24 protein-coding genes are annotated in these 21,435 nt (G+C 61.4%); 13 read left to right on the forward strand and 11 right to left on the reverse strand.

Annotation, left to right across the window (positions count from 1 at the left end):
- Nucleotides 1-78 precede the first annotated feature (78 nt).
- The 3 genes from AC1VV3_RS23885 to AC1VV3_RS23895 all read right to left on the reverse strand — a co-directional run bounded on the left by AC1VV3_RS23885 (nt 79) and on the right by AC1VV3_RS23895 (nt 2,943).
- The gene (locus AC1VV3_RS23885; protein ID WP_482963525.1) at nt 79-486 is read right to left on the reverse strand and encodes a DUF2958 domain-containing protein; all 408 of its coding nucleotides are present in this window, start codon (nt 484-486) and stop codon (nt 79-81) included.
- Nucleotides 483-1,523, reverse strand: a complete 1,041-nt coding sequence (locus AC1VV3_RS23890) for an ArdC family protein (protein WP_482963526.1) — start codon at nt 1,521-1,523, stop codon at nt 483-485. The genes AC1VV3_RS23885 and AC1VV3_RS23890 overlap by 4 nt, the downstream gene beginning before the upstream one ends.
- A 535-nt stretch (nt 1,524-2,058) precedes the next feature.
- Nucleotides 2,059-2,943: a DUF6771 family protein gene (locus AC1VV3_RS23895; RefSeq protein WP_482963527.1), complete on the reverse strand. Its 885-nt coding sequence runs from the start codon at nt 2,941-2,943 to the stop codon at nt 2,059-2,061.
- A gap of 246 nt (nt 2,944-3,189) precedes the next feature.
- Between AC1VV3_RS23895 and AC1VV3_RS23900 the strand changes: the two genes are divergently transcribed.
- A complete protein-coding gene (locus AC1VV3_RS23900; RefSeq protein WP_482963528.1) occupies nt 3,190-3,780 on the forward strand; it encodes an SOS response-associated peptidase in 591 nt (196 codons plus the stop codon).
- 160 nt (nt 3,781-3,940) lie between these two features.
- On the opposite strand, the gene AC1VV3_RS23905 is transcribed toward AC1VV3_RS23900, so the two are convergent.
- Complete coding sequence (locus AC1VV3_RS23905; protein ID WP_482963529.1) at nt 3,941-4,321, reverse strand: hypothetical protein; 381 nt, start codon at nt 4,319-4,321, stop codon at nt 3,941-3,943.
- A 275-nt stretch (nt 4,322-4,596) separates the two neighbouring features.
- Between AC1VV3_RS23905 and AC1VV3_RS23910 the strand changes: the two genes are divergently transcribed.
- The 4 genes from AC1VV3_RS23910 (at nt 4,597) to AC1VV3_RS23925 (ending at nt 6,631) form a co-directional block, all read left to right on the forward strand.
- Nucleotides 4,597-4,917 (forward strand): hypothetical protein, encoded by a 321-nt coding sequence (locus AC1VV3_RS23910; RefSeq protein WP_482963530.1) that lies wholly within the window; start codon nt 4,597-4,599, stop codon nt 4,915-4,917.
- 266 nt (nt 4,918-5,183) lie between these two features.
- Complete coding sequence (locus AC1VV3_RS23915) at nt 5,184-5,492, forward strand: hypothetical protein (protein WP_482963531.1); 309 nt, start codon at nt 5,184-5,186, stop codon at nt 5,490-5,492.
- A 164-nt stretch (nt 5,493-5,656) separates the two neighbouring features.
- On the forward strand, nt 5,657-5,956 hold the full coding sequence (locus AC1VV3_RS23920; RefSeq protein WP_482963532.1) for a hypothetical protein: 300 nt from the start codon (nt 5,657-5,659) through the stop codon (nt 5,954-5,956).
- Between the two features lie 357 nt (nt 5,957-6,313).
- Nucleotides 6,314-6,631, forward strand: a complete 318-nt coding sequence (locus AC1VV3_RS23925) for a MucR family transcriptional regulator (protein WP_482963533.1) — start codon at nt 6,314-6,316, stop codon at nt 6,629-6,631.
- Here AC1VV3_RS23925 and AC1VV3_RS23930 read toward each other — a convergent pair.
- Nucleotides 6,609-6,950: a DNA -binding domain-containing protein gene (locus tag AC1VV3_RS23930; RefSeq protein ID WP_482963534.1), complete on the reverse strand. Its 342-nt coding sequence runs from the start codon at nt 6,948-6,950 to the stop codon at nt 6,609-6,611. The two genes, AC1VV3_RS23925 and AC1VV3_RS23930, sit on opposite strands and share 23 nt — an antisense overlap.
- 196 nt (nt 6,951-7,146) lie before the next feature.
- Nucleotides 7,147-7,395: a transcriptional regulator domain-containing protein gene (locus AC1VV3_RS23935; RefSeq protein WP_482963535.1), complete on the reverse strand. Its 249-nt coding sequence runs from the start codon at nt 7,393-7,395 to the stop codon at nt 7,147-7,149.
- Nucleotides 7,396-7,598: 203 nt separating this feature from the next.
- On the opposite strand from AC1VV3_RS23935, the gene AC1VV3_RS23940 reads away from it, so the two are divergent.
- The 7 genes from AC1VV3_RS23940 to AC1VV3_RS23970 all read left to right on the forward strand — a co-directional run bounded on the left by AC1VV3_RS23940 (nt 7,599) and on the right by AC1VV3_RS23970 (nt 12,583).
- Nucleotides 7,599-8,372, forward strand: coding sequence for an autoinducer binding domain-containing protein (locus AC1VV3_RS23940; RefSeq protein WP_482963536.1), 774 nt, complete (start codon nt 7,599-7,601; stop codon nt 8,370-8,372).
- Nucleotides 8,373-8,425: 53 nt separating this feature from the next.
- The gene (locus AC1VV3_RS23945) at nt 8,426-9,052 is read left to right on the forward strand and encodes an acyl-homoserine-lactone synthase (RefSeq protein ID WP_482963537.1); all 627 of its coding nucleotides are present in this window, start codon (nt 8,426-8,428) and stop codon (nt 9,050-9,052) included.
- On the forward strand, nt 9,042-9,290 hold the full coding sequence (locus AC1VV3_RS23950; RefSeq protein ID WP_482963538.1) for a hypothetical protein: 249 nt from the start codon (nt 9,042-9,044) through the stop codon (nt 9,288-9,290). Before AC1VV3_RS23945 ends, AC1VV3_RS23950 begins: the two co-directional genes overlap by 11 nt.
- Nucleotides 9,287-9,877: a GntR family transcriptional regulator gene (locus AC1VV3_RS23955; protein WP_482963539.1), complete on the forward strand. Its 591-nt coding sequence runs from the start codon at nt 9,287-9,289 to the stop codon at nt 9,875-9,877. Before AC1VV3_RS23950 ends, AC1VV3_RS23955 begins: the two co-directional genes overlap by 4 nt.
- 107 nt (nt 9,878-9,984) lie before the next feature.
- Nucleotides 9,985-10,104, forward strand: coding sequence for a benenodin family lasso peptide (locus tag AC1VV3_RS23960; RefSeq protein ID WP_465128701.1), 120 nt, complete (start codon nt 9,985-9,987; stop codon nt 10,102-10,104).
- A gap of 65 nt (nt 10,105-10,169) precedes the next feature.
- A complete protein-coding gene (locus AC1VV3_RS23965; RefSeq protein ID WP_482963540.1) occupies nt 10,170-10,841 on the forward strand; it encodes a lasso peptide biosynthesis B2 protein in 672 nt (223 codons plus the stop codon).
- Complete coding sequence (locus tag AC1VV3_RS23970; protein WP_482963541.1) at nt 10,838-12,583, forward strand: asparagine synthase-related protein; 1,746 nt, start codon at nt 10,838-10,840, stop codon at nt 12,581-12,583. The genes AC1VV3_RS23965 and AC1VV3_RS23970 overlap by 4 nt, the downstream gene beginning before the upstream one ends.
- Here AC1VV3_RS23970 and AC1VV3_RS23975 read toward each other — a convergent pair.
- The 5 genes from AC1VV3_RS23975 to AC1VV3_RS23995 form a co-directional block, all read right to left on the reverse strand.
- A complete protein-coding gene (locus AC1VV3_RS23975; RefSeq protein ID WP_482963542.1) occupies nt 12,570-14,708 on the reverse strand; it encodes an Atxe2 family lasso peptide isopeptidase in 2,139 nt (712 codons plus the stop codon). The two genes, AC1VV3_RS23970 and AC1VV3_RS23975, sit on opposite strands and share 14 nt — an antisense overlap.
- Nucleotides 14,702-17,206 carry a TonB-dependent receptor domain-containing protein gene (locus tag AC1VV3_RS23980; RefSeq protein ID WP_465128697.1) on the reverse strand — a complete coding sequence of 835 codons (2,505 nt, stop codon included), beginning with the start codon at nt 17,204-17,206 and terminating at the stop codon, nt 14,702-14,704. The genes AC1VV3_RS23975 and AC1VV3_RS23980 overlap by 7 nt, the downstream gene beginning before the upstream one ends.
- 216 nt (nt 17,207-17,422) lie before the next feature.
- Complete coding sequence (locus AC1VV3_RS23985) at nt 17,423-18,331, reverse strand: HEPN domain-containing protein (RefSeq protein ID WP_482963543.1); 909 nt, start codon at nt 18,329-18,331, stop codon at nt 17,423-17,425.
- A gap of 92 nt (nt 18,332-18,423) precedes the next feature.
- On the reverse strand, nt 18,424-19,398 hold the full coding sequence (locus tag AC1VV3_RS23990; RefSeq protein WP_482963544.1) for a FecR family protein: 975 nt from the start codon (nt 19,396-19,398) through the stop codon (nt 18,424-18,426).
- Nucleotides 19,399-19,426: 28 nt separating this feature from the next.
- The gene (locus AC1VV3_RS23995) at nt 19,427-20,008 is read right to left on the reverse strand and encodes an RNA polymerase sigma factor (RefSeq protein WP_465128694.1); all 582 of its coding nucleotides are present in this window, start codon (nt 20,006-20,008) and stop codon (nt 19,427-19,429) included.
- A gap of 1,051 nt (nt 20,009-21,059) precedes the next feature.
- Between AC1VV3_RS23995 and AC1VV3_RS24000 the strand changes: the two genes are divergently transcribed.
- A complete protein-coding gene (locus tag AC1VV3_RS24000; RefSeq protein ID WP_482963545.1) occupies nt 21,060-21,287 on the forward strand; it encodes a DUF7079 family protein in 228 nt (75 codons plus the stop codon).
- The last annotated feature ends 148 nt before the right edge of the window (nt 21,288-21,435 follow it).

Below are 21,435 nucleotides of genomic sequence, written 5' to 3' on the forward strand. Positions count from 1 at the left end.
TGCCGGTCCGTCCTTCAGGTGGAATGGTCGGGCGGACCGGCTTAGATCGGCGGGAGACGCCCGCCAGCGTCTTCCCCCTCAGCGGGGCGAAAGCCTGATGGCCGACGGGTCCTCACGCATGAGGCGGTCCAGCAACAGAGCGGCATCCGGGATCGATCCCACAAGGCGCGCTGCCTCGGCCCAGACCGACAAGCGGTGCCGGGTGGAGAAGCCGGTATCGCGCTCGATGGTGAGCCCCATGGGCAAGCGGATCGCCTCGACTTCGCGAAGCGAGCAGATGCCCAATTCCGGACTGCCAAGGCCAAGGTCGGCCAGTCCATAAAGGGTGTCGTTGTCGGCATAGAGTTCGGTAATCAGCCAGACCGCCCGGCCCATCGGATTGAACAGGCGCACCAGCGGTACCGGATCGAACTTCGGATTGGCTATACAATGCTCGAAGTTGGCACTGAGCATGGCGCGCGCCGCGCCGCGAATAAGGGTGGTCATGCCTCGGCCCTCCCCCCATTCGCAGGCAAGTCGGCGCTGTCCATTTCCTCGCCAAAGGGAATCCGCGCCCTATCGGGAAGCGATGCCTCGTAGCGGGTAAGGAGCCATTCCGCCGCCTTGCTCGCCATACTGGCCGCGCGGAAGATGGCGCGGTTGTCCTCACGCAGCACCTCGAGCCACGCCCCAATATAGTCTGCATGGCGAACCGTCGGTACGATCCCGAGCGAAGCGCACAGGAAAGCCGAACCCATCTCAGCGACCATTTCCTCACGGGCGTAGTCCTTGGAACCAAAGGCACCTGTCAGATTACGATTGAGACGGGAACTATGGCCGACTCCGTGGGTCAGTTCGTGCAGCGCCGTCCGATAGAAGTTCACCTGATCGTGGAACGCCTGCTGCGGCGGCACTTGGATGAAGTCCTGACCGGGCGAATAGAACGCTTTCCTGCCTCCGATGCGAAATTCGATTCCGCTTGCGGCAATGACGGCTTCTGCCACCGGCACGATTTCGCGCTCGGGGAGTGCCATCGGCGAACCAAGAAAATCGTCCGGCAGGCCTTCGCACTGCGCGACATTGAAAACCGTGAAGCGCTTCAAGAAGGCAATCGAACGGGCATCGGTGCCGCTTTCCCTCGCCCGTTCCTTTTCCGCCTCGGGCGTGAAGCGGTCGGCATAGACCACTTGCGTCCCATGCTCGCCTTTGCGGACATTGCCACCAGCGGCCAGCGCCTGCTTGAAGGTCAGCCAACCTTGAGAGGCCCAGCCGCCCGCGATCACCGATCCCCAAAGAATAAGCACATTAATTCCGGAATAGGCACGCCGGGTCAGCGCATTGACGGGAAGTCCCGCGACGGGAGAAATTCCTCCCGCGACTTCATTGCTCCACGGCTGCACCCATGGCACCCGGCCTGCTTCCAGTTCGGCAATGATCCGGGCCGTGACCTCGTCGTAGAGCGACGCCCTGACTGATGCATTGGCGTTTCGGTCCTGATCCGATTGCGGCCTCGCGCATTGCGGGACCTTGCGATTGCTGCGCATGTCTCACCTCCTGCACTGCCCGAAAAACCCATCATGGGCCTCCCCCGAAAAGGCGGGGGGTGGGCGGCCCGGACGACCGACAGGGCCCGCATCAAGCGGCGCATGCACCCGAAGGGCCGGAACGGATGTGGAGGAGCCGCGACGAAGGAGCGGCTTGCAGGGGCCGATGGCGGGCCCAGACGGTTGTCGAGCCCGCACCCCGACTTTGATCGGGAGAGGCTCACAACTGATGCCGCGCGCGGGCGTAGCCTGCGCGCGTCTACATCGAGGCGGGGTATGCCCCGCCGACCGCCCCTTCCCCCTTGCGCGCCAGCGATGGAAACCGACAGGCCGAGACCCTCAAGCTTGCGAGGGGCTCGGTGCCCTGCGCGCGGAAACGAGGGCGATCAGCCCTTCAGCGCGTTGGCGTAGAGCGCGGTCACGCCGCTGGCGTGAGGCGCCCCGGTCTGTTGTCGGAAAATAGCGTTACACCGAAGGCGCAAGGAGCCCCTGTCTTGCTGAACCTTCGCCCAGTTGCGCTGCCCCGCGAATGCCTTCAGAGCCTGTTGGAGGCCTTTGTCTCGAAGAAAGTGTGCGCTTCGTACAGGGAAAGCCACGCCCGCTCGCGCACGTTCATTTCCGACCAGCTGTCCCACTCCTCCTTCACTATCAAGGCATAGACCTTGGCGCGGCTTGGATACATCAGGGCAGAAGTCGCAATCGGCTGGCTCGACGCGGTCTCGAGGACGCCGGGTTCCTCGAAGGTCTCGGTTGCGGCATGCTGCGACGCTGTTTCGCCCGGCTCTATCTGGCACTCTGGAAGGATCCATCTCCCCTTGCGCTGAGACGTCACCAGAAGGACCTCCCGGTATCGCCATTCAAGCGGTAGGAAAGAGCACTGGATTGAGCGGGCGTCCCTCGACTCTTCGCGGATGATGACAATGCAATCGGGCGCTCGAGACCCTATAGGTCCGGAGAAAATTTGGACGCCGCGTCGCAAAGGTCTGGACTTACAGGCATCGGTTTCCGCGCGCGCCGCCCGATCGGCAATCCCAAAGGGTATCGCAAATATCTTCCATTCGCCGCCCGGACCGAAAACGGAGACGCACAGGGGAAGAGCATCCACTGATCGGGTCCGGAATGGCGAATAGTCGGCAAGCCGCTCGATGATCTTTAGCGCAAGTTCTGCAGCGGCTTTTGGTCGCATCCGCTCGTCACGCATGGTCACGCCGACACGCGCCCAGGCAGGCGCCCTCAAGATGGCATGCGATAGGCGCTGAAGGTGGATCCCTTTTACCCAAAGAGAATGGATCACATATAGAACAAGGCGCGCCTCTTGCATGCCGCCGCCACCCGCGACATGACCCTTAATCGACAGGACAGAGGGTTGCATGAGCGACACGTGCGGAAATTGCGACGCGTAAATCACCAATGGCGGCATAATCAGGGGGCCCAGCCGGCGATACGGTCCGTCATCGCTATTCAACCTAAGAACCGAGCCATTTTCCCGGCACCGCAAATGTGCATCGAAACCGAGACTAAAAGTGGGCGGGGAAGGCGGAGGATTAAGCGCGCGCTGACGGGGTGCCGCGTCGTGTCGCGGTCACGCAATATTGTTAGTTGATCGAGATGACGCCCCCTCTCCCATCGGATTGATCGCGCGACAAGCGAGGCGCAGGATCCCCGCATGTGCAATCTTTATCGGATGACAGCGCCCGCCGCCGCCGTCGCAGGGCTGTTCCGAGCGACGTCGAACGCTGCGCCGAACTTCGCGGCCGAGATCTTCCCCGGCTATCCCGGCCTCGTGGTCGCAGACGGCATGGTCCGCTCGATGAACTGGGGCTTCCCCCTCGTCCTCAAGAGCAAGAAAACCGGCGCGCCGCTCAAGCCCAAGCCCGTCAACAACACGCGCGAGGACAAGCTGCACACCGGCTTCTGGGTGGACAGCTTCCGCAAGCGGCGGTGCTTGATCCCCGTCATCGCGTGGGCGGAAGCCGAGGGCGCCAAGGGCGCCATGACGCGCACCTGGTACTCCCTCCCCGATCAGGAAGTCTTCGCGGTCGCGGGCGTCTGGCGGCCGACCGCTGAGTGGGGCGACTGCTACTCGATGGTCATGGTCAACGGGTGCGAGCAGATGGCTGACGTCCACGATCGGATGCCGACCATCCTTGCCCAGGAGCACTGGGACCATTGGACCAACGGCGATCCTGACGAAGCCTTCGCGCTCTGTCGCATCTATGACGGGCCGCTGATCATTGATCGCACAAGCGAGCCTTAGTTCAGGCGAACCAGCCCACCACCTGCGCCACAAATGCCACCGCCATCAGCAACGCTACTATGATCATCTCGGCCTGTTTCAGCATCAGCGGTTGATCCTCGGCCGCGAGACCAGATGCAATGCGGGATAGCTCCGCGCTGGATCAAAAAACGGCCGGACCTCAATAGCTCAGCCAGTCGAGTTCGGCTTCATCGACCGCCTCGAACATGTCACCCTCTGCCTGACCGACGCTAAGCCGCTGCCGTACCGCCTCGGGATCGCCGTCCTTCGGAAACCCGCGATCCGCCACTGCGCACTTCGCCAGTTCGCCGACCAGTCCGCCTCGGCCGGTCTGCATGAGCAGCCAGCGGCCAAACGCCCCGCGCTCGGCAGGCGCATTCGTGCGCCCGGTCGGGCGAAGACGCGCGTCGGGCGCTGCGGGAACGAAAGCCCGAAAATCGGGGCCCTTGGTGATATCCTGAAATGAGCCGCCTCTGCCGGCTATCCTGCCGACTTCGCGGCGCAAGTCGTCGAGTGTCGGTGTGCCGGGTGGCTGTTCCATGGCAATCCTCGCTGTCGAATCGATAGCGCGAGCCTATCATGTTCTCTATATGTTCCCACCATGAGTCGATGTGTGCAAAGCACCCCGGAGAAGCAAAAGATGGAACAGATAAAGGAAATCCGCCATGCGGTGGCAACGGCACTTGAGACGCGGCCTCGATAATCGGGAGTTCCTGCGGCAGATACGGTCAGGCGAGCAAGACGACGGCCCTTACATGACCGGCGCCCTTGCCTGCGCCGCCGTGCTGACGAAGCAGTCGGCGCGCGGCTGATGCAGTGCGCTACGTTGACGGACTGAGGATACCGACGCGGCTGTTCGAAGCCGCCGCCTGGCATTACCCGAACAAGGTGACGTGCGCGTGCGGCCGGTCGGCCGTCTTCGATCCCCATGCGCTATGGTATCTCTTCGAGCGCAAAGGATGGAATCCCAACTTCACCAAGGCGCAGGGCCGGTTCTACTGCAGCGAATGTTGGCGAATGAATTTCCGGAAGCTGGCGCCGGGGAAATTCGAGACCTGCCGCGAAGAGCCGACCGTGCGCCTGCCAATGCCGGATGAGCGGGCGTGGAAACGCGCGGTCAATCGGTTTCGAAGCTGATGGCGGCGCCCGCCCCTGACCTCGCTGGAGTCAAGCCGAATGACCGGAAGGGGTCGGAAGCGGAAGTTTGGGCTGGCATCTTCCAACAGCCGCTTAGCGCCCATTGCCGCCGGACAGGGCGTCGTTCCATTTGTTCGGAAACGGTCATTCGTTCAGGTTGGAGACGCCCATCTGACCCGAGAAAAGCTGCCGTTCTCGAAACGCCCCCATTGCCGCCGTATGCAGGTCCGGATACCTATTGAAACGTCGGCTCAATAGGTGACCTTATGCTTAAAGGCGTCATGGCCTTATCTCTTTTGATGGCAACTACGATTGCCGAGGCTACCTCGCCGCAACAGCCAATCGCCGAAGGGCCATTTGAAAGCGTAACAAAGGCTACAGAGGTAGCTCGCGAATGCGGATTTCGAGAGCTTCGCGTAGTCGTGAGACCGACGAAGTCGCAACTGTTCATTGATGGAGAAATGCCGAGCATGGAAGTCCAACAGTGCTTTTCAGCTTGGATGACACCGCAAGGCAAGAAGATGAAATTTTCTCCCCGGTGGTGGAACGACGACTTTACTCGTGATCATTCGTGATGTCTGAAATCCACCCTCGATAGCCGCTCCAGGCGGTCAACGGCATGAGCCACAGCGCATAGCAGCCGGACCGGTTTTAGGTCGCCCGAAACGACGGCCGCCACGACTGCGATGGGTGGGAAGCTGCCGTTGCTAGAATACCGACTATAAAGCATCCTGCTTACATGAACATCAGCCGCACTCACTATGTTCCGGTCATCGGCACCGCGATCCTGTTTGCTGGCCCCTTCTTGTTCTCATATCCGTTCCTTGCGGCTTGGAGCCGCACAAGCAGCAACGTGAACTCGCTAAACGTCTGGCTTTTTCCGGTGCTGGCGCTGTCGTTGGTCTTTGGTTGCACCGGCTTCATCATGATCCGGTTCCGAACGTCTACAAAGCTGCTCATGCTTCTATTTTATGTTCCAGCGGCGGCTCTCACATTGTTCGCTTGGTCGTATTCCTGGTGCCGCCTTTGCGATTTCTGACCATGGCGTGATGTCCGCCCTGGGGCGACTGCCGACCGGCAGGTTTTTCATCCTGCCAACATCAACGCGCGGCACAACGGACAGGCAGCTATTGCCCGTGTCCCAGTGATGAGGTGACAGTCGCCTACCGGCCCCCGGCTGCCATCGGAGAACACGTTATCGAACGTCAGAAAGCGGGCGTTTTCTGCCGTTTCTCGGGCGGGTACCAAGCGTTTGATGTCAACTACTAGATAGGTGAAGTGCCTGCTCGGGGTCGAACCGAGCTCGTAGCAGACGGAAACGTCCCTATCCGGCAGCTGGGCTCGTGTTGCTAGGTTCTGCAAGAAGCTGCGCAGGAGCTGGGATTGCATAGGCAGCGTGGATGCGTCCCGAACCCAGCACAATCTTTCACCAGAGGAAAACCGTACACGCTGGAAACTGCCGACCGAGTATCCGATGGTCTCTCCCGAGTATGCCGTAGAGCGCTCGGAAGTGGCATTCCAGATCGGGCTCGGTAGCACTGGCGGGCGGAAGAGGTCAGTCAAGGGAACAGACACTGCCGAAAATGGGACCGCCGTGACTGAAAAAACGAAGGCCTCTGCAACTGCTTCGGAAACAGGCGCAAGCTGGGCATCAAGGCGGGCTGAAATGGCAGCCTTTGAATTGCCCAGGCTCAGGAATGTCCCTTGCGCATAAGCGAACGATATCCGCCCGCCGCCATCGACCGGGCTTCGCGGATCAGGCGGCGGGTCCTGGATTTCAGGGAAGTCGAACCTCGTCTGGTATCGAGATCGAGGAATTCGGCACCGAACAGTTCTTCCGTGATAGTTGTTATACTGACGCCGCCCATAAGTGCATCGTGCACTCTAAGCGCCTCGACCCAGCGTACCATCCTCGGATCCGGCGGAAAGAGCGAAGCGATGAAGCGCTTGTGACTGCAGAACGCCAGTAGCCGGCGAAGCGGCAGCATTCTGGGCTGTGCGGATTGCGTCCCTGCCAGACGGTAGTGAAGCACGACCGGCCCTCTCCTCACCGATCCGGCCAGAACATCGAGGCGAATTCGCCGGCGCCCATCGGCAAGCACGGCGTGCTCATGCCCGCCTGGCCCTTCGACAAGTTTTAGCCAAGGGCCGAACCAGGCCGGATCGACGGCGTCCGGATCGTCAGGGCCTGCCGCACATGCGTCGACTTCGAGCGCCCCGGGATCGAACTCAGAGCTCCAGATGAGATTTGCCCCGCAGGCGTCGACTGCGGGGTTCTCGGCGAAAGTGCAGTCCCCATTTTAGGGCTGCCTCCCCGTCCCATCCCCCTCGCGTCGCTTCGCTCGCCTGAGCATACCATTCTGCATAACCGGCACTGCGGCGCAGCCATTCCCACATCAGGGCTGCGCGGTCGAGGCGTGCAAGCTCCCGGTAATTGGCCGAATTGCGCCAGTCTATCGCCGTTTTTCCATCGGTCATGCGAGATCCGGCGACCGGACGATGTGTGACGACTGTGTGACAAAGATCACATCACAGCGTCGCGATCCATGGGTAGTATGCGTGCTACGTAGAAACGCGGATCGACGAGGGAATGAGGGCCCGAAGCGATTTCGCCCGCAAGCGGAAAGGACGGCTCGACGCGTCCTGGCGGCTTGAGACGCCGCGAAGAGCCGTGTCAGCGTATGGGCGTCAAAACTGCATATCAAAAATTCAGGGACCTTGTTCGGGCAACCAAAGATCTCGCCGAGCTTGATCTTGCCCTCAACCAGATCACCCAGGCGGTCGGTTGCAACTACTATGCGATAGGCCACCACATCGATTGGGGCACAGGCAAGCCGCAAGCGTTCCGCCTGCTCAATTACCCAGAACCCTGGATCGACTTCTACGACCGAAACGGTTTTGTCGGCCGGGATTTCGTGCACCGCGCATCCGGAAGAACCCAGAACCCTTTCCTTTGGCGGGAAGCGCACGAACTCGTGGAATACAGCGCCTACGACGAGCACTTGCTCGAATTGGCCAGGCAGCACGGACTGCACGACGGATTCACGATACCCTCGAACGTCCCTGGGGAATTCCTCGGATCGTGTACTTTCGTTACGGCACCCGGCCGGCCGCTCGACGAGGACGGCCTCATTCTCGCCAGGCTCGTCGCGCCGGAGGTCTTTGCGGCAGCGCGCCGGCTGGTCGGCCTCGCCGAAGCCATGGAATGTATCGGGTCTGCGCTGCTCACCAAACGCCAGCGCGAGTGCCTGATCTGGATGATGGCCGGCAAGAGCGATTGGGACACCGGGCAAATCCTCGGGATCAGCGAAGCGACAGTCCGGCGCCATGTCAACGACGCCTGCAAAAAGCTGGGAGCGCTGAACAGACCATTGCTGGCTTTCCTCGCATGTCGGAACGGAGTGATCAGTTTCCCTGAAGTGCCGGCAGGCTCCTATACACGGAACCGTGAATAGCCCGAGGGCTATCTCCGAGGGACATTTGCGAACCTTTACAAAGGAGGTTCGCAATGATCCACTGCCTGTCCAACGCCCCCGCTGTAAGCGAGCATTCTGTTCTTCGAAACATGTTCGAGGCGCGCAAGCGCGTCTTTATCGATCTTCTGCGCTGGGACCTGCCGGCCCTTGCCGGCCGGTTCGAGCTCGACCAGTTCGACAACGAGGCGGCCATGTACATCGTGCTGTCCGACAAGGACGGCGCCCACCGCGCATCGGCGCGCCTCTTACCGACGACGCAGCCGCATATCCTCGACACACTCTTCCCCACGCTATGCGACGAGGCGGTTCCGTGCGGCCCGACCACTATGGAAATCACCCGGTTCTGCCTGGAGCGCAAATCGTCGGCGGCCGAAAGACGCGAGGCCAGGAACGAGCTCGTCCATGCGCTCGTCGCCTTCGCGCTCGCCAACGGCATCGAGCGTTACACAGGCGTGGCCGACCTACCGTGGCTGCGCCAGATCCTGACATTCGGCTGGGGATGCCGCCCGCTTGGCGTGCCCAAAGTGGTGGACGGAAATACCTTGGGCGCCATGCTCATCGAGATCGACGAGGATACGCCAACCCTGCTCGAACGCGGGGGCATCTGCGCGCCTGCCCCGGCGCTGGCACCGCGTGGGGAGGCCGCCCATGTTCACTGAGCCTTTCCCGCGCAAGGCGAGCCGGATTTCGGCGGAATTAAGCGAAATCGGATACTGCGCGGTGCGCGGCGCGGTCCCGGCAAAGGCGGTCACCGCAATCGACCATAACCTTACGCCCCATTCCGCAAGAGTGCCGTTGAAAAGCCTCGATCCCTGCAGGGGCGCAGACTTCGATATCGAAGACATCCCCTGTTTAGCGAGCACTGCCACCCCGGTCAGCCGGAGCCTGTTTCCATGAACGCGGGCACCACTGCGGAACGGGTCTACGACAGGCTGAAGCGGGCGCTCGCCAACGGCACATTCACGCCAGGTGCGCGGCTAGAGCCCGCGAGGCTAACCCAGGAATATGCCAGCAGCGCAACGCCGATCCGCGATGCCCTGCATCGCCTCGCAGGAGAGCGTCTTGTCGAGACCCGCTCGAGCGACGGGTTTCATGTGCCTGCCGTCAACGAGATCGGTCTGCGCGATCTCTACCGCTGGAACGACGAACTCGTGCGTACGGCCCTGCGCATGAGCCGGGGAATACACATCCTCACCGATAACCAAACCGAACCGATGGACGCCGCCGACCTCTTCTCGTTCATCGCCGCGCGTTCCCGCAGCGCCGAGATCGTCATGCAGGTTGCTTCGGCCAACGCCAGACTTGCCTACATCCGCCAGATCGAATCGGCTGTCATCGAGAACGCCGTCGACGAGATTCGGACTATTGCTGTTTCGCTAGAGCAAAGCCCAAGATCGACTAAAATGCTCGTACAAGAGTATCACAGGGCGAGATTGACGATCGTTCCCAAATTAATAATCGAAATCTTTCAGAACAGCAGATAACCGAAATAACATTCGCGCTATATGTTCAATATAAAATTCAAATGGCCGCATCGACGTCATAAAATCCTCGTTGCCGCAATGTCGCGGTGATTAACGAGGAGACTGTCATGGAACGGAATGATGACGTGATCGAGCTGGGCACTGCCAGCGTCGAAACCCAGGGCCTCGGCGGGCAGAACCCCGACGTGGGCATCGGCCAGGATGTCGCCGGCCTCTCCGACGACTGAGCAAGGGGGATGCGCGATAGGGTCGCGCATCCCTTTTGTCGGTCCTCCATTGTCGGAATATCGCCATGGCCTATGCACTGCGCGGCGGCCTGTCCTTCTGCATTGCCGGGGACAGGCTCGTCTTCCTCGATCTATCTTCGGATCGGTATTTCTGCCTTTCACCGCAAATCGAGGCTGATTTCCGCGACCTCATCGAGGGGCGATCACCAGGCGGATCGGCTTCGAGCGGGCTGCAATCCGGTAACCTGCTGATCGCCGACGCAAGGGCGAACGACATTACGCCGTGCATCATGCCTGAGGTCACCGGCGAACTCTGCGGCGAGCCAAGGAGCTTGGCTGCGCTGGATGGCCTCGCCGCTGTCGGCTGGATTCTGAGAAGCCGGACCGAGCTCAGACTACGCGGACTTGCGGCAACGATCCAGCATCTGGTCAATCGAAAGGCGTCTATCCGAAGGCCGCACGCGATGCCTGCTGCTCCCACTGTTCGGGAGCGGGACCTCATTCGCGTCGCCGGGTCCTTCGCGGCGGCCTCCGGGATCATCGATACGCATGGTCGATGCCTGCCCTGGTCGCTTGCAATTGCGCATCGGCTGCTATCGCTGGGGATCAACCCGCTGCTGATCCTCGGAGTACGGCTCACACCGTTCGCTGCCCATGCCTGGGTGCAGGTGGGCGGGACCCTGATCAACGAACATAGAGAAAGGACGGATGTGTTCACGCCGATCCTCGTCGTATGAAGCATGATCGGTTTATCGCCGGGATCTGCCTTCCCGAAGCCGACCGCGCGCAGTTGCTTGCTGCAGCACGTCAGAACGAGCTCACAGCCGCATTCGAAACGCCGGAGGTGGTCGTCGCGTGCAACGATCCAGCCGCGAACCTTCATTTAGATGACGATGGCCTCGTCATCGGACCGGTTTATCAGTCCGGCAACCATCAGCGCCTGACAGCGCTATCCGACGACACCCGCCGGGCGATCCTTAAATCCGCTGGAACCCGGTTATTCGAGGCATTCTGGGGCGCCTATGTCGGTATCCTGCGCACCCCGAATGGCGCGTCGCTGGTACGAGCCCCCTTTGGCCGTCTGCCTTGCCTGTTTCAGCGCAAGGGTCCCGGGACCATTGCCGCGTCGGATATCGACCTCCTCCGGTCTGCGAGCGGCACCCCGTTTATCCTCGATTTCGAAGAGATCACGCGACAGTTGGCCCTTGGCGACATGCGCCTTGTGACGACTTCGCTCTCCGGGATCGAGGAGCTCCGGGGCGGATCGCGGCTGCTCGTCGAGCCGGCCGGGATGCGCCTTGAGAACGTGTGGTCGCCCTGGTCTTCCGTCGCGGCCGGGAAATCCATCGACAATGCAGATGATGCGGTTCGCCGGCTACGCCAGCAATGCATAGCCTCGGTCGCGGCCAGAACCTCTGACCTTTCTAACCCACTGCTGATGCTGTCCGGTGGGCTCGATTCCTCGATCCTTGCGGCAAGCCTGGCCGCCGATGACCGCACCTTCTCGTGCCTCAATCTGGCGACCCGGGACCATGCAGGCGACGAGAGGGAGTTTGCACGCCGGGTCGCGCAGCACGTCAAGCGTCCGCTCGAAGAGCGGAGGATGGCGGTCGCGGAATACGATTTTGCGCGCATCGGCGCCGTTCGCACGCCCCGGCCCGTAGCCAGAGGTTACCAGCAGCTGGTTTTCGAGATGGCATCTCAGGTCGCAGGAGAATTGGGCTGCGATGGCGTCGTCGATGGCGGCGGCGGCGACAATGTGTTCTGCTCGCTGCGCTCCGCCGCATTCGCTGCCGACTGCCTCATCGATCCCGATGGCATCCATCATTTTCGGCAAGTGCGCGACGACATCGCCCAGCTCGCCGGCGCGGCGAGATGGCGGGTAAGCTGGAAAGCGCGGCGGCGCGCATGGCAAGGCGTACGACCATACAAGCTGCAAGGTGACAGCCGCCTTCTCGCGCGGGATGCGCAGACCCTCGCCGACAAAGGCGCGGTTCACCCATGGTTGGCACCCCCAGAGTTCGCACTGCCCGGACGCGGTGCGCACATCGCGATCCTCATCGCGGCGCAAGGCTATGTGGAGGATGGTCCGCATGGCACGAAGCAGAACTGTATCGCTCCCTTGGTTAACCAGCCCCTGATCGAGCTGTGCCTAGCAATTCCCAGCTGGCACTGGTTTGGGCGCGGCAACAATCGCGCCGCGGCAAGGACGGCATTCGAAACTCTCCTGCCGCCGGAAATCGCCTGGCGCCGGAGCAAGGGTAATCCCGAAAGCTTCCTGTTTTCACTGCTCGAGCGAAACAGAGCCGCCATCACCGATTATCTCCTGGACGGCATTCTGGCGAGCGCGGGCGTGATCGACACGACCGCGCTCGCCAGGGCGCTCAGGGACACAGAGCGCCTCACGGGAACGACCTACGGCAGGATTCTGTATCTGCTGGACGCAGAAACCTGGGCACGGGGAATCATGGAGAATTGACAGCGCGCGCCTTGTCTCGCAGCGTGCGAAGCCCATCCCACCGGGCATATTGGTCCTGCTTCGCCGGATCAGGATCGCGTGTCCCCCGAAGCCAATACAAAAACCAGTCGATGCCGCGCTGATAGACCGCCAGTCGATGCGCCGGCTGCCACTTGTCATGGTACTCGTCGGGATAGACGAACATCTCGGCCGGCTTGCCAGCTTCCCGGAGCGCCCCGAACGCAGGCAGAGCAAGGAGGGTTTCGCGATCGGCGAGCTGCATGAGGATGGGGGTGTCGATCTTGCGCGCGTTCACCGAAAGCGAGACCGGACGCCAATAGTCGCGATCGTTATCGACCGAAGGCGGCAGCCCGATCTTGATATTGTGCTCGCCCCACGCGAAGCCGCCGAGCACCATGGAGCTGAGCATGTCGTCGCAGCAGGTGCTCATGGCTGCCGCCGCAAAGCGCCGGGAATTGACGAGCGCGAACTCGATCGTCGAGGCACCGTCGCTGAGCCCGGTTATGCCAATGCGGCCAGGATCGACGAAGCCCGTCGCGACGGCCTTGTCGATACCGCGATCGAGCGAAGAGAAAATGCTCCGCCGTTCGGCCCAATCCTTGAACTGCACCCTGAGGGCTTCGTCCCAATCGGTCACGCCCGGAGTGATCGATGAAACGGTCGGTGGACGCTCGAAGCTCAGGACAGCGAAGCCTTTGGCGGCGAGCGGAAAGACCGGATAGTCGTCGCCCGTCCCGCCCCGCAAGAAGCCCTTACTATGGTACTGCGTGATGACCAGAGGCAGACGCGACTTTCCATCGTATCCCGGCGGAAGCACGAGGTCTCCCCAGGCCGAAAGACCGCGTTCGTTGATCCAGCGCAGTCTCTGGACCTTTCCCAACCGAAATTGGGCGAATTCCGGATTGGGATCGAACACCATACGGCTCTTGCCCGAGCGAAGATCGATTGCGACTACCCGTCTCGGCATGATGGCGTTTTCCCGGCCGCAGATCAGCTCCTTGTCCGCCGGCAAGCACCCTGTCAGCGCATCTCGGGTCTTGGTAATCAGAGCCAGCCCATTCGTCCCCGGCGACCAGCGGTAGAGCGCCCAGACCTCCCTGTTCCATCCCTGTCGGCGGAGGAACACGACAGAGGTGCCGGCACTATCCCACCAGGTCTGAACGATCCGTCCCGAACATTCGGCGTGCGCGCAAGCCTGCTTCTCCCTGCCCGGCAGCGTGGCCCAAAGCCTCTGCTCACTTTCCGGGCCGCCCCCCAATCGCTGCGTCCACGCTGTTGCTCCATTACCAGCACGCGCTTCCATTTCGTAGGACGTCCCGGTCGGAGGCGCCGGGATGACGCGCAGGCGCTCATCCTCGGTTGCCGCCCGCGCTGCTCCCGTCGACAGATCGACGGTGAACGCGTTGAGAGGAATGTCCTTTGCCCAGGGACGCGGGTCCAGGGACTCGTTGGGGAGAACGCTCGAGTCATAGAGCCATCCGGAGCGACCAGCCGCTTCCGTCCTGCGCCTAGACTCGAGCTCTCCTGGCCTAGCGAGGTAAGTGAATTGCGACCCGTCGGGCGACCAGGAGAAATCTTCGATATCCGTCTCGGAACGTGTGACGGCGGCAGCTCCGCTGCCGTCCACGTTGACTTGGGTGACCTGCACTATGCCGCTGACCGTCTTGCGATAAGCGATGCTCTTGCCGTCGGGCGACCAGACCGGTGTTATCAGCGCGGGAACACCGGATTTGATGAAAAGACCGCGATAGACGCCTCTCGAGAAGGGAAGAGCGCCGCCGATATCCAGGACACGCGGCCGTACGTTTCCCCCGGCGATGTCGCCATCCAGCGGCACGACTACAAGCGCGCTACAGATCGTATTGTCGGTAGGCTCTGCGCGTGTGACCACGAAGGCAATGCTGCGTCCGTCCGGTGAAAGCGCGGAAGGACTGACCTTGCTGGATACGACCTCTGGAAATCCGATATCCCGAAGTCGCACCAAATCCGCAGGCGATATATCGCGGCGCTCCTGCGCCGCCACAATTCCCTGCTTTGGCACCACGTCGTCACAGACAGCGAGGGCAGTTTCCGCTCCTATGCTTGCGGCCACAATCGCGAGCAGGCTGGCTATCGTCCTTACCATTTCTTAGTCACCGAAAGGCTGACGACGCGGCCGAACGGCGTGTAGTTGGTACTGTCGTAGGCCGTGTCAGTGAACGCCGTCGTGGCGATCGTATCCGGCTTGTCGTTGAAGGCGTTCTGCAGCGAGAAAATCACATCGATGCCGCCAAGCGGGCCGCCTTCCTCACCGGTACGGTACCGCACCGTGAAATCGACCGGCATCATGCTGCCGACTTTCACCGGGACCGCCGTGCGCTTGTCCTCGATCGAACCGATGTAGTTCATTGCGGCGGTGAGGGTCACGCCGCCCTTGCCCCAGCCGAGTTCTCCCCGACCGCGGAAATGAGGCGGATTGAACAGTGTACCGGCAAGCTGCGTGAATGCCTGCCCCGATTGCAGTTGCTGCTCGCTGTGGAGATAGCTGCCGTTAAGCGCGGCGCTCAGACGTCCGTTTGCAAGGTCGAAGCTGTAACGGCCAAGCACGTCGATGCCGTAGATGTTCTGGCGCCCGGCGTTGATGTTCGAGTTGTCGATGATCGCGACCACGGTGCCGGGATCGTAGGCGGTGGTCGTCAGATTGGTGAACGACACCATCCGATCGATGACCGAATTCTGGGTGGCTGCGTCGGGATCGAGAGTGACGTAGTCCGCGTAGGCCGAATTGGTCAGTGCTTGGCGAGGATAGGCCATCGGCGTGACGATGCGGTCCCGGTAGCGGATGTTGAAATAGCTGATCTCGAGTTCGGCGCCTGGGAGCGCCGCCGGATGGAATGCCATCGTCGCTGACCAGTTGGTCGATCGCTCAGGCTTCAACTCCGGATTGCCGCCGACGACGTAGATGACAGTACCCGTCGTGCCGCCGAACGTAGTCGCGTTGTAGAGATAGCCAGGCATCGGCATGTACTGTTCGTAGAAAGTCGGCGCGCGGAACGACTTCCCCCAGCTTGCCTTGAGCGTGACATCGGAAACCGGCGCGTAGATGAGCCCGAGCTTGGGCGTCGTCACCGACCCCACATTCGAATAGTGTTCGTACCGCGCAGCCATGCTCAGATCGAGGCTCTTGCCGAGCGGCGATCCCTGGTCCGGTGAGATCACCGGCACGCTGAGCTCGCCGAAGGCGTAGAGGCTGTCCCTCATCCGATCGACAAATTCCGTAAGGCCCCGGTAGGTCTGCCGATTGAACATGTCGCGGCGAAATCCGGCGCCGACGGCGATCTTGGCCGCACCGGCCGGCAGGTCGATAAGCTTGCCGTTGCCGCTCAGTTCCACGTTTGCGGTCTCGTTGCGGTAGAAGCCGTAGCCGGCATTCGTCGCAACCGTGCCGTACGTGGTGTCAACGCTGTAATAGACCTTGTTCCAGCCATAGCTGCCGGCCAGAGAAACCTGCCACTCGGCGGGCAGCTCGAGGGTTAGCGATGGTGCGACCGCCCAGGATTCGGTTCGCTGGAACGAATCGTACCGGCTTACCGAAAGATCGCCGGCGGCATTGAGCGGCAGTGTCTGTTCACGCCGACGCTTGTTGTAGATGCCATCGAGATCGAGTGTCAGGCCAGGCACCAGCTCCTGCCGTAAGGTAACCGCAGCGTTGTGATGGCGCATGGAGGGGTAGACCTCGACGCCCGGCGTGCGCTCCTCGAGATAGGAGCGCTGGCTCGACCAGATACCGGAATTGCTTCCATATTCGGCAGAAACCACAGCACTGCCGGATGACCACACCTTACCAATTGTCGCGCCGTACTGCTGCTGGAAATACCCGCCGTCGGTCGAGCTGCCGATCCGTTCCGTCGTCTCAAGTCCGTCAAATTTGCGGCGCAGTACGATATTGGCGACGCCCGCTACGGCATCGGAGCCGAACAGGGCCGAGGAGCCGTCGGGAACGACATCGATCCGCTCGATCGCACCGAAGGGAATGGCGGAAACGTCGACGCTCTGAATAGCCGCGTCGAAACTAAGGCGGCGGCCGTCGAGCAGCGTGAGTGTGGCGTCGCTACCCAGCCCGCGCAAGTTGATCGACGAGCCGCCTCCCATATCGACGCTCTTGCCGCCTGTGACATTGGCCCCGACGCCCGGATTCTGTCCCCCAGAGAAGTTCTGCGGGATTGCGCGGATGACATCGGCCGCACTCGCTTGTCCCGCGTTGCGCATCTCTTCGCGGTCATAGGTGAGCCGGGTCGAGGCGACCGGTGCCCCTCGAATGCGCGAGCCGGTCACGACGATGCCGCCCTCATCCCCATCACCCTCCGCCAGCTTGCCGACGACGACCCCACCACCGGAAGGGCTGAATTTCAATCCGGTGCCGGACAGCGAGGCGGCGACTGCTTCCTCGAACGTCAGCTTGCCATCGACAGGCGATGCCATCCGATCCCGGACCACCGCGTCATCCGCGACCACATTGCGCCCGAAGATACGCCCGATATCCCGTAGCGACGCGGAAAGCGGCTGGGCCGGCAGGTGCACTTCAATTCTCGTATCGGCCTTGGCCGAAGCAGGCGCACAGATCATCGTCGCGGCCGCAGCCATGCTGCAGCACGCCAGTAGTTGGTAACGCACTTGTGAACCTCCATCCCCGAGGCCTGCTCTCAGCAGAACCCTTCAGCGGCGGATCGACGGCGATTGGAAAACACCCTACGCTGTGCGCAAATATTTTTCCTGACTGCCAAACAGGGCACAAATCCGCGTTATTCACCGTCGCGACAGCGAGCCTGTCCGTTCGGGCACCTGCCTTATGAGGGCCTGCTACTTGCCGCCCGACTTACTCAGGTGACTTTCGCAAATTGCCTGCACTTCCGTCTCGAGTAGTTCGATCCGCTCGACCAGCCATTCGAGTTCGATATCTCGAATGACATAGTGCGGGGAGTAGCGGCCCTTCACGTAGGCCTGATACAGCAACTCCCAGCAGCGGTTTGCGAATTTGGTGTCGCGAGGCCAGATCGGGATCAGATCGCGCGAAATGTCTTCCGCGCGCCCCCGCAGGAATTTCAGGTTATGGGATTTGGGGCTGTAGAGCTTCAACACCAGAAGCACAGTGTGGTAAAAATTCTCGGTCGACTGGTGAAGCAAGAATGACGCTTCGTTGCTCCAGCCTTGGGAGATATAGAATTTCGCACCGGCCAAATGACGGCTGGCAGTTGCAAACCACTTTTTGAAATGCTTCTCCGCCTCGACATGAGCCAACCCAGTATCCAGCGGCCTTGGCAGCGCGAACTGCTGGGCTTCAAGTTCGTAGAGCACCACGCCTTCGCGCACGACATCGAGAAAGAACGGTCGCCCTCGCGCCAGCTGAAAATTCGCGTCTGCCATGGAATGCACCGTCAGTCCGACGGGCGCCGAGATAACATGGGTAATGTCGTACGCGCGGTTGAGATGGTCCTTGGCCTTGCCCCGATACTCCGCCTCGTCAGCCAGACGTTCGTCGTTGACCACGACGAGGATGTCGTAGTCCGAGAAATAGCCGCCGACCGGATCCGCGACCCAGTCGCCGCGTGCATGCGAGCCGTAAAGGATCACTTTCATGATCCGTCCCTGCTTCTTCCAACCCTGCATCGAGAGCGCGAGGACATCCTCGAACTCTGCGAAAATAATCTCGACCACCCGCTTCAGGTCGGCACGCTTTTCTTCGGGAAGGTGATCAAGATCGGACTTCATAATCCTCTGATTCTAGACAAGTTCGAACAAGGGACAACACTTCATTGCGCGAGACCTCATGCTGGCGACGCGGCGGCCCCGGGCAGTAGGGTTCATCTGTGTGAGGACGGACCGTCAACAAGTGCCAGGCTGCCATCGTCGTGCTCTTCCAGGCCGAGCCCGAAGGTTGCTGCCAGTTGCCGTGCGAAGCCTTCGGGATCCGATCGTCGGAACACGCCGGTGACTTTCATCGCCCGAGCCGACTTCAGCTCGACGAGAACAGGTCTCGGTGCGGTCCGATTGAAGATCGCGACAGCGTCATGGATTTCCGCCCCGTCGAGAACGAGCATGTCGTCGGGCCATTTGCTTTGGCCGGCATCGATCCGAAAAGGCTTTCCGACCGATCCACCCGCGATCGCAGTCCCCTCGCCCGCCGACAGCTCAAGCCTCTTGCGGCCGTGCCCCGCACCAACGTCGCGTACTTCCACCGCGCCCTGCAACAGGGCCACGCTCACCGAATTCTGCATCAGTTCGACATCGAACAGCGTACCATGAGCGATCACTCTTCCCGCACCGGCCTCGACAACGAAAGGTCGCGCACTCTCATGGGCAACCGCAAAACGCGCTCTTCCCGCCAGCAGGCGCAGCCGGCGCCCACGTTTATCGAACGAGATCTGCATACGGGATCCACGGTCGAGGATCACCGCAGACCCGTCGGGAAGGGCAACGCGTCGGGGCGCATCGTCCAGCGAAGCCACTTCCATTCGCGAAAGCACCTGGGCCGATCCCCAGCTGCGCTGCATTACGAGCAGCACCAGTGCCCCTGCCAGCATCACGCCGATCGCCGCTGCGGCGTATCTCCTGAACGAGGTCCGCAGCAGCCAGGGTTGTGCCGCCTCGAGGTCCCTGTTCCTGACGGTTGCGGTGCGGGCCAGGAACATGATGGTGTCGAAAGATCTGGCCCTTTGCGCATAGGCTTCGGCATGCGCAGGCACGGCATACCATGCGTCGAACTGCGCCTGCGCGGCGGCAGCGTCAGGTCCGCGCATCCGGACGAACCAATTGTCGGCATCCTGCTCGAGGCTCATTCGCTGCTCACGACCTTCCTGTCTCTCGTCATTGTTCCAGACGCCGCGTCAAATGGCCGATCGCGCGGGTCATATGCTTTTCGACCGTCTTGACACTGAGGCCTGTCCGCGCGGCAATCTCCGTGTAAGTATAGCCATCGAAGCGATGAGCCAGAAAGATTTCGCGGGTTCGCGGCGCAAGCTCTGCCATGATCTCCTCCAACCTCGCAAGCATGTCGCGCGCCTCGGTCGCCGCGACAAGATCGCCTCCCGCGATCGGAACGTCGTCGGCGCAGACATGAAGGTTGGCGCAGCGGCGGCGGCCATACCGTGCCTCGCTACGGATCAGGTTGATCGTCGCCTGCCGCAGATAAGCGTCCGGAGCCTCGACCTCCAGCGGATTGCCCCTGCCCCTGACGGCAAGGCGAGCGAACAGCTGCTGCACGACATCGGAGGCATGCTCCGGCTGAATGTGCCGCATCGCAAAGCGTACCAGCTTGTCGCGCTGCGATCTGTACAGGCGGTCCAGCCAATCGCCCTTGCTGCTTCGGACACGGTCGTCCGGGGGCAAGGGATCACCTTCGTCAAGACCACGTTCTGCCGAACGAACGGCATCAATCTTCAGGCGCATGGCGGTACCCCGCCTGCAGCCTGACGAATTACGCGCACTCCAGGCGCGCTCATTTTGCCCAGGATCACGGGCAGCTCTCCGGACGGAGACCGCCCAGCCAAAGCCGAGCGGGCCAACCACTTGGAATCGATTACCGGCGCCTTTAGCCCGAAGGCCTGGACATTCGCGCCAGCGGCCCGGATGCAAGCACCGAGCGATTTTTCCTGAAAAGGCGGTTGGCTCACCTTCACGCCGAATATCGGCGCAACTAAAGCTTACGGATGAACGCCGACAAAGCAAGAAGGCGTTTCTACGAAGAAGCCCGGGCGTGAGGGAGTTACCAATGGCTTGAGCCATGGGCCGAGACCTTTAGTCGTGTTGACCTGGACATTCGCCTCAGCCACCCGGACAGGTCCCAATTCACCGGCCACGACGATGCAGGAACGACGGGCGCTGCTGCATGGATTGTGTACGGCTGGTTGGTTCCGTCGTGTTGAACATCGACTGCCGCCACAATCCCGGGAAGTATGTCACATGCTTCTGCGCAAAGGCCCATTAAAATATGTACACACCGGCTCCTTTCAATAAGCGCTTCGCTAAAATTGAAAGCTATCCAGTCTGCCGCAGAGATAGCCATGTGAGCCTCAAGGATTGTAGCAGATGGCCGGGGTGGGGTTCCTCGTTGAGATCGACCATTCCAGGCCTGCGGCCAGCAGGCAAAATGTTAGGATCTGATACCGGGTCTCCACGATCTGGAAGGTGAAGCGGCCGATCGCGCCGAATTGTGCATCAGAGCCTCATGGCGCAATTCGTCTGCAGGGCAAGGTAGGCCAAAGACCTGGTTCCGCCATGCGTCTGCCGGAAGCGATACTGCTGCAAAGATAGGGGCGGCGACAGGCCGAGGGTCTCTAACGCCGGCGCCTTTGCTGAGTCGGGTCGCACCTCCCAGCCCCTGTCCCTTCACTGAAGAGGGCCACTATGGACTGGTCCCGGGATTAGGCAACGGACCAAAGGGATTGTATGCCGGTAATCAGATCCGGCATTGCTCTGGTGTGCACCGGGCAGGTCAGGCATGTTCGGATTTATGGGTGAACGCAGTCTCGTGGACGAGAAGCTGCCGGTCTGGACAGCGTTCAGCGAGCTTTTCCGTGATACCCAGCTTTCCAGGAACGACATTGCACGGATCCCGATGTCATGGCTGCTTCCTTACGATTACGCTATGCTCGAGGGCATCCTCATCGGCGAGGTCCTGCCGGTCTTCGGGGCTAGCCGCCAAAGCCCTACCCTGCCCCCCATCTGAAGCCGCCGACAGAGCCGCCATTCAGCGCCTCCTAAGAGCATCTCCGAAGCGGTCATTCGTTCACGGAGAGACCAGCCACGATGAACGGCCGGGAATGTTACTTTGCGCTCGGTCCGGTTTGGAGCGCTACCGCCCAAAAAGTGGACGT

It is taken from the genome of Novosphingobium sp. BL-S-34, from assembly GCF_056857015.1.

What these genes read in the sequence shown, in the direction of transcription:
- AC1VV3_RS23995 (WP_465128694.1), bottom strand. Translation starts at nt 20,008, where the DNA reads ATGCGCCTGAAGATTGATGCCGTTCGTTCGGCAGAACGTGGTCTTGAC.
- AC1VV3_RS23985 (WP_482963543.1), bottom strand. Translation starts at nt 18,331, where the DNA reads ATGAAGTCCGATCTTGATCACCTTCCCGAAGAAAAGCGTGCCGACCTG.
- AC1VV3_RS23905 (WP_482963529.1), bottom strand. Translation starts at nt 4,321, where the DNA reads ATGGAACAGCCACCCGGCACACCGACACTCGACGACTTGCGCCGCGAA.
- AC1VV3_RS23885 (WP_482963525.1), bottom strand. Translation starts at nt 486, where the DNA reads ATGACCACCCTTATTCGCGGCGCGGCGCGCGCCATGCTCAGTGCCAAC.
- AC1VV3_RS23895 (WP_482963527.1), bottom strand. Translation starts at nt 2,943, where the DNA reads ATGCCGCCATTGGTGATTTACGCGTCGCAATTTCCGCACGTGTCGCTC.
- AC1VV3_RS23965 (WP_482963540.1), top strand. Translation starts at nt 10,170, where the DNA reads ATGGCCTATGCACTGCGCGGCGGCCTGTCCTTCTGCATTGCCGGGGAC.
- AC1VV3_RS23935 (WP_482963535.1), bottom strand. Translation starts at nt 7,395, where the DNA reads ATGACCGATGGAAAAACGGCGATAGACTGGCGCAATTCGGCCAATTAC.
- AC1VV3_RS23915 (WP_482963531.1), top strand. Translation starts at nt 5,184, where the DNA reads ATGCTTAAAGGCGTCATGGCCTTATCTCTTTTGATGGCAACTACGATT.
- AC1VV3_RS24000 (WP_482963545.1), top strand. Translation starts at nt 21,060, where the DNA reads ATGTTCGGATTTATGGGTGAACGCAGTCTCGTGGACGAGAAGCTGCCG.
- AC1VV3_RS23990 (WP_482963544.1), bottom strand. Translation starts at nt 19,398, where the DNA reads ATGAGCCTCGAGCAGGATGCCGACAATTGGTTCGTCCGGATGCGCGGA.
- AC1VV3_RS23960 (WP_465128701.1), top strand. Translation starts at nt 9,985, where the DNA reads ATGGAACGGAATGATGACGTGATCGAGCTGGGCACTGCCAGCGTCGAA.
- AC1VV3_RS23980 (WP_465128697.1), bottom strand. Translation starts at nt 17,206, where the DNA reads ATGGCTGCGGCCGCGACGATGATCTGTGCGCCTGCTTCGGCCAAGGCC.
- AC1VV3_RS23970 (WP_482963541.1), top strand. Translation starts at nt 10,838, where the DNA reads ATGAAGCATGATCGGTTTATCGCCGGGATCTGCCTTCCCGAAGCCGAC.
- AC1VV3_RS23945 (WP_482963537.1), top strand. Translation starts at nt 8,426, where the DNA reads ATGATCCACTGCCTGTCCAACGCCCCCGCTGTAAGCGAGCATTCTGTT.
- AC1VV3_RS23920 (WP_482963532.1), top strand. Translation starts at nt 5,657, where the DNA reads ATGAACATCAGCCGCACTCACTATGTTCCGGTCATCGGCACCGCGATC.
- AC1VV3_RS23900 (WP_482963528.1), top strand. Translation starts at nt 3,190, where the DNA reads ATGTGCAATCTTTATCGGATGACAGCGCCCGCCGCCGCCGTCGCAGGG.
- AC1VV3_RS23950 (WP_482963538.1), top strand. Translation starts at nt 9,042, where the DNA reads ATGTTCACTGAGCCTTTCCCGCGCAAGGCGAGCCGGATTTCGGCGGAA.
- AC1VV3_RS23955 (WP_482963539.1), top strand. Translation starts at nt 9,287, where the DNA reads ATGAACGCGGGCACCACTGCGGAACGGGTCTACGACAGGCTGAAGCGG.
- AC1VV3_RS23975 (WP_482963542.1), bottom strand. Translation starts at nt 14,708, where the DNA reads ATGGTAAGGACGATAGCCAGCCTGCTCGCGATTGTGGCCGCAAGCATA.
- AC1VV3_RS23890 (WP_482963526.1), bottom strand. Translation starts at nt 1,523, where the DNA reads ATGCGCAGCAATCGCAAGGTCCCGCAATGCGCGAGGCCGCAATCGGAT.
- AC1VV3_RS23940 (WP_482963536.1), top strand. Translation starts at nt 7,599, where the DNA reads ATGGGCGTCAAAACTGCATATCAAAAATTCAGGGACCTTGTTCGGGCA.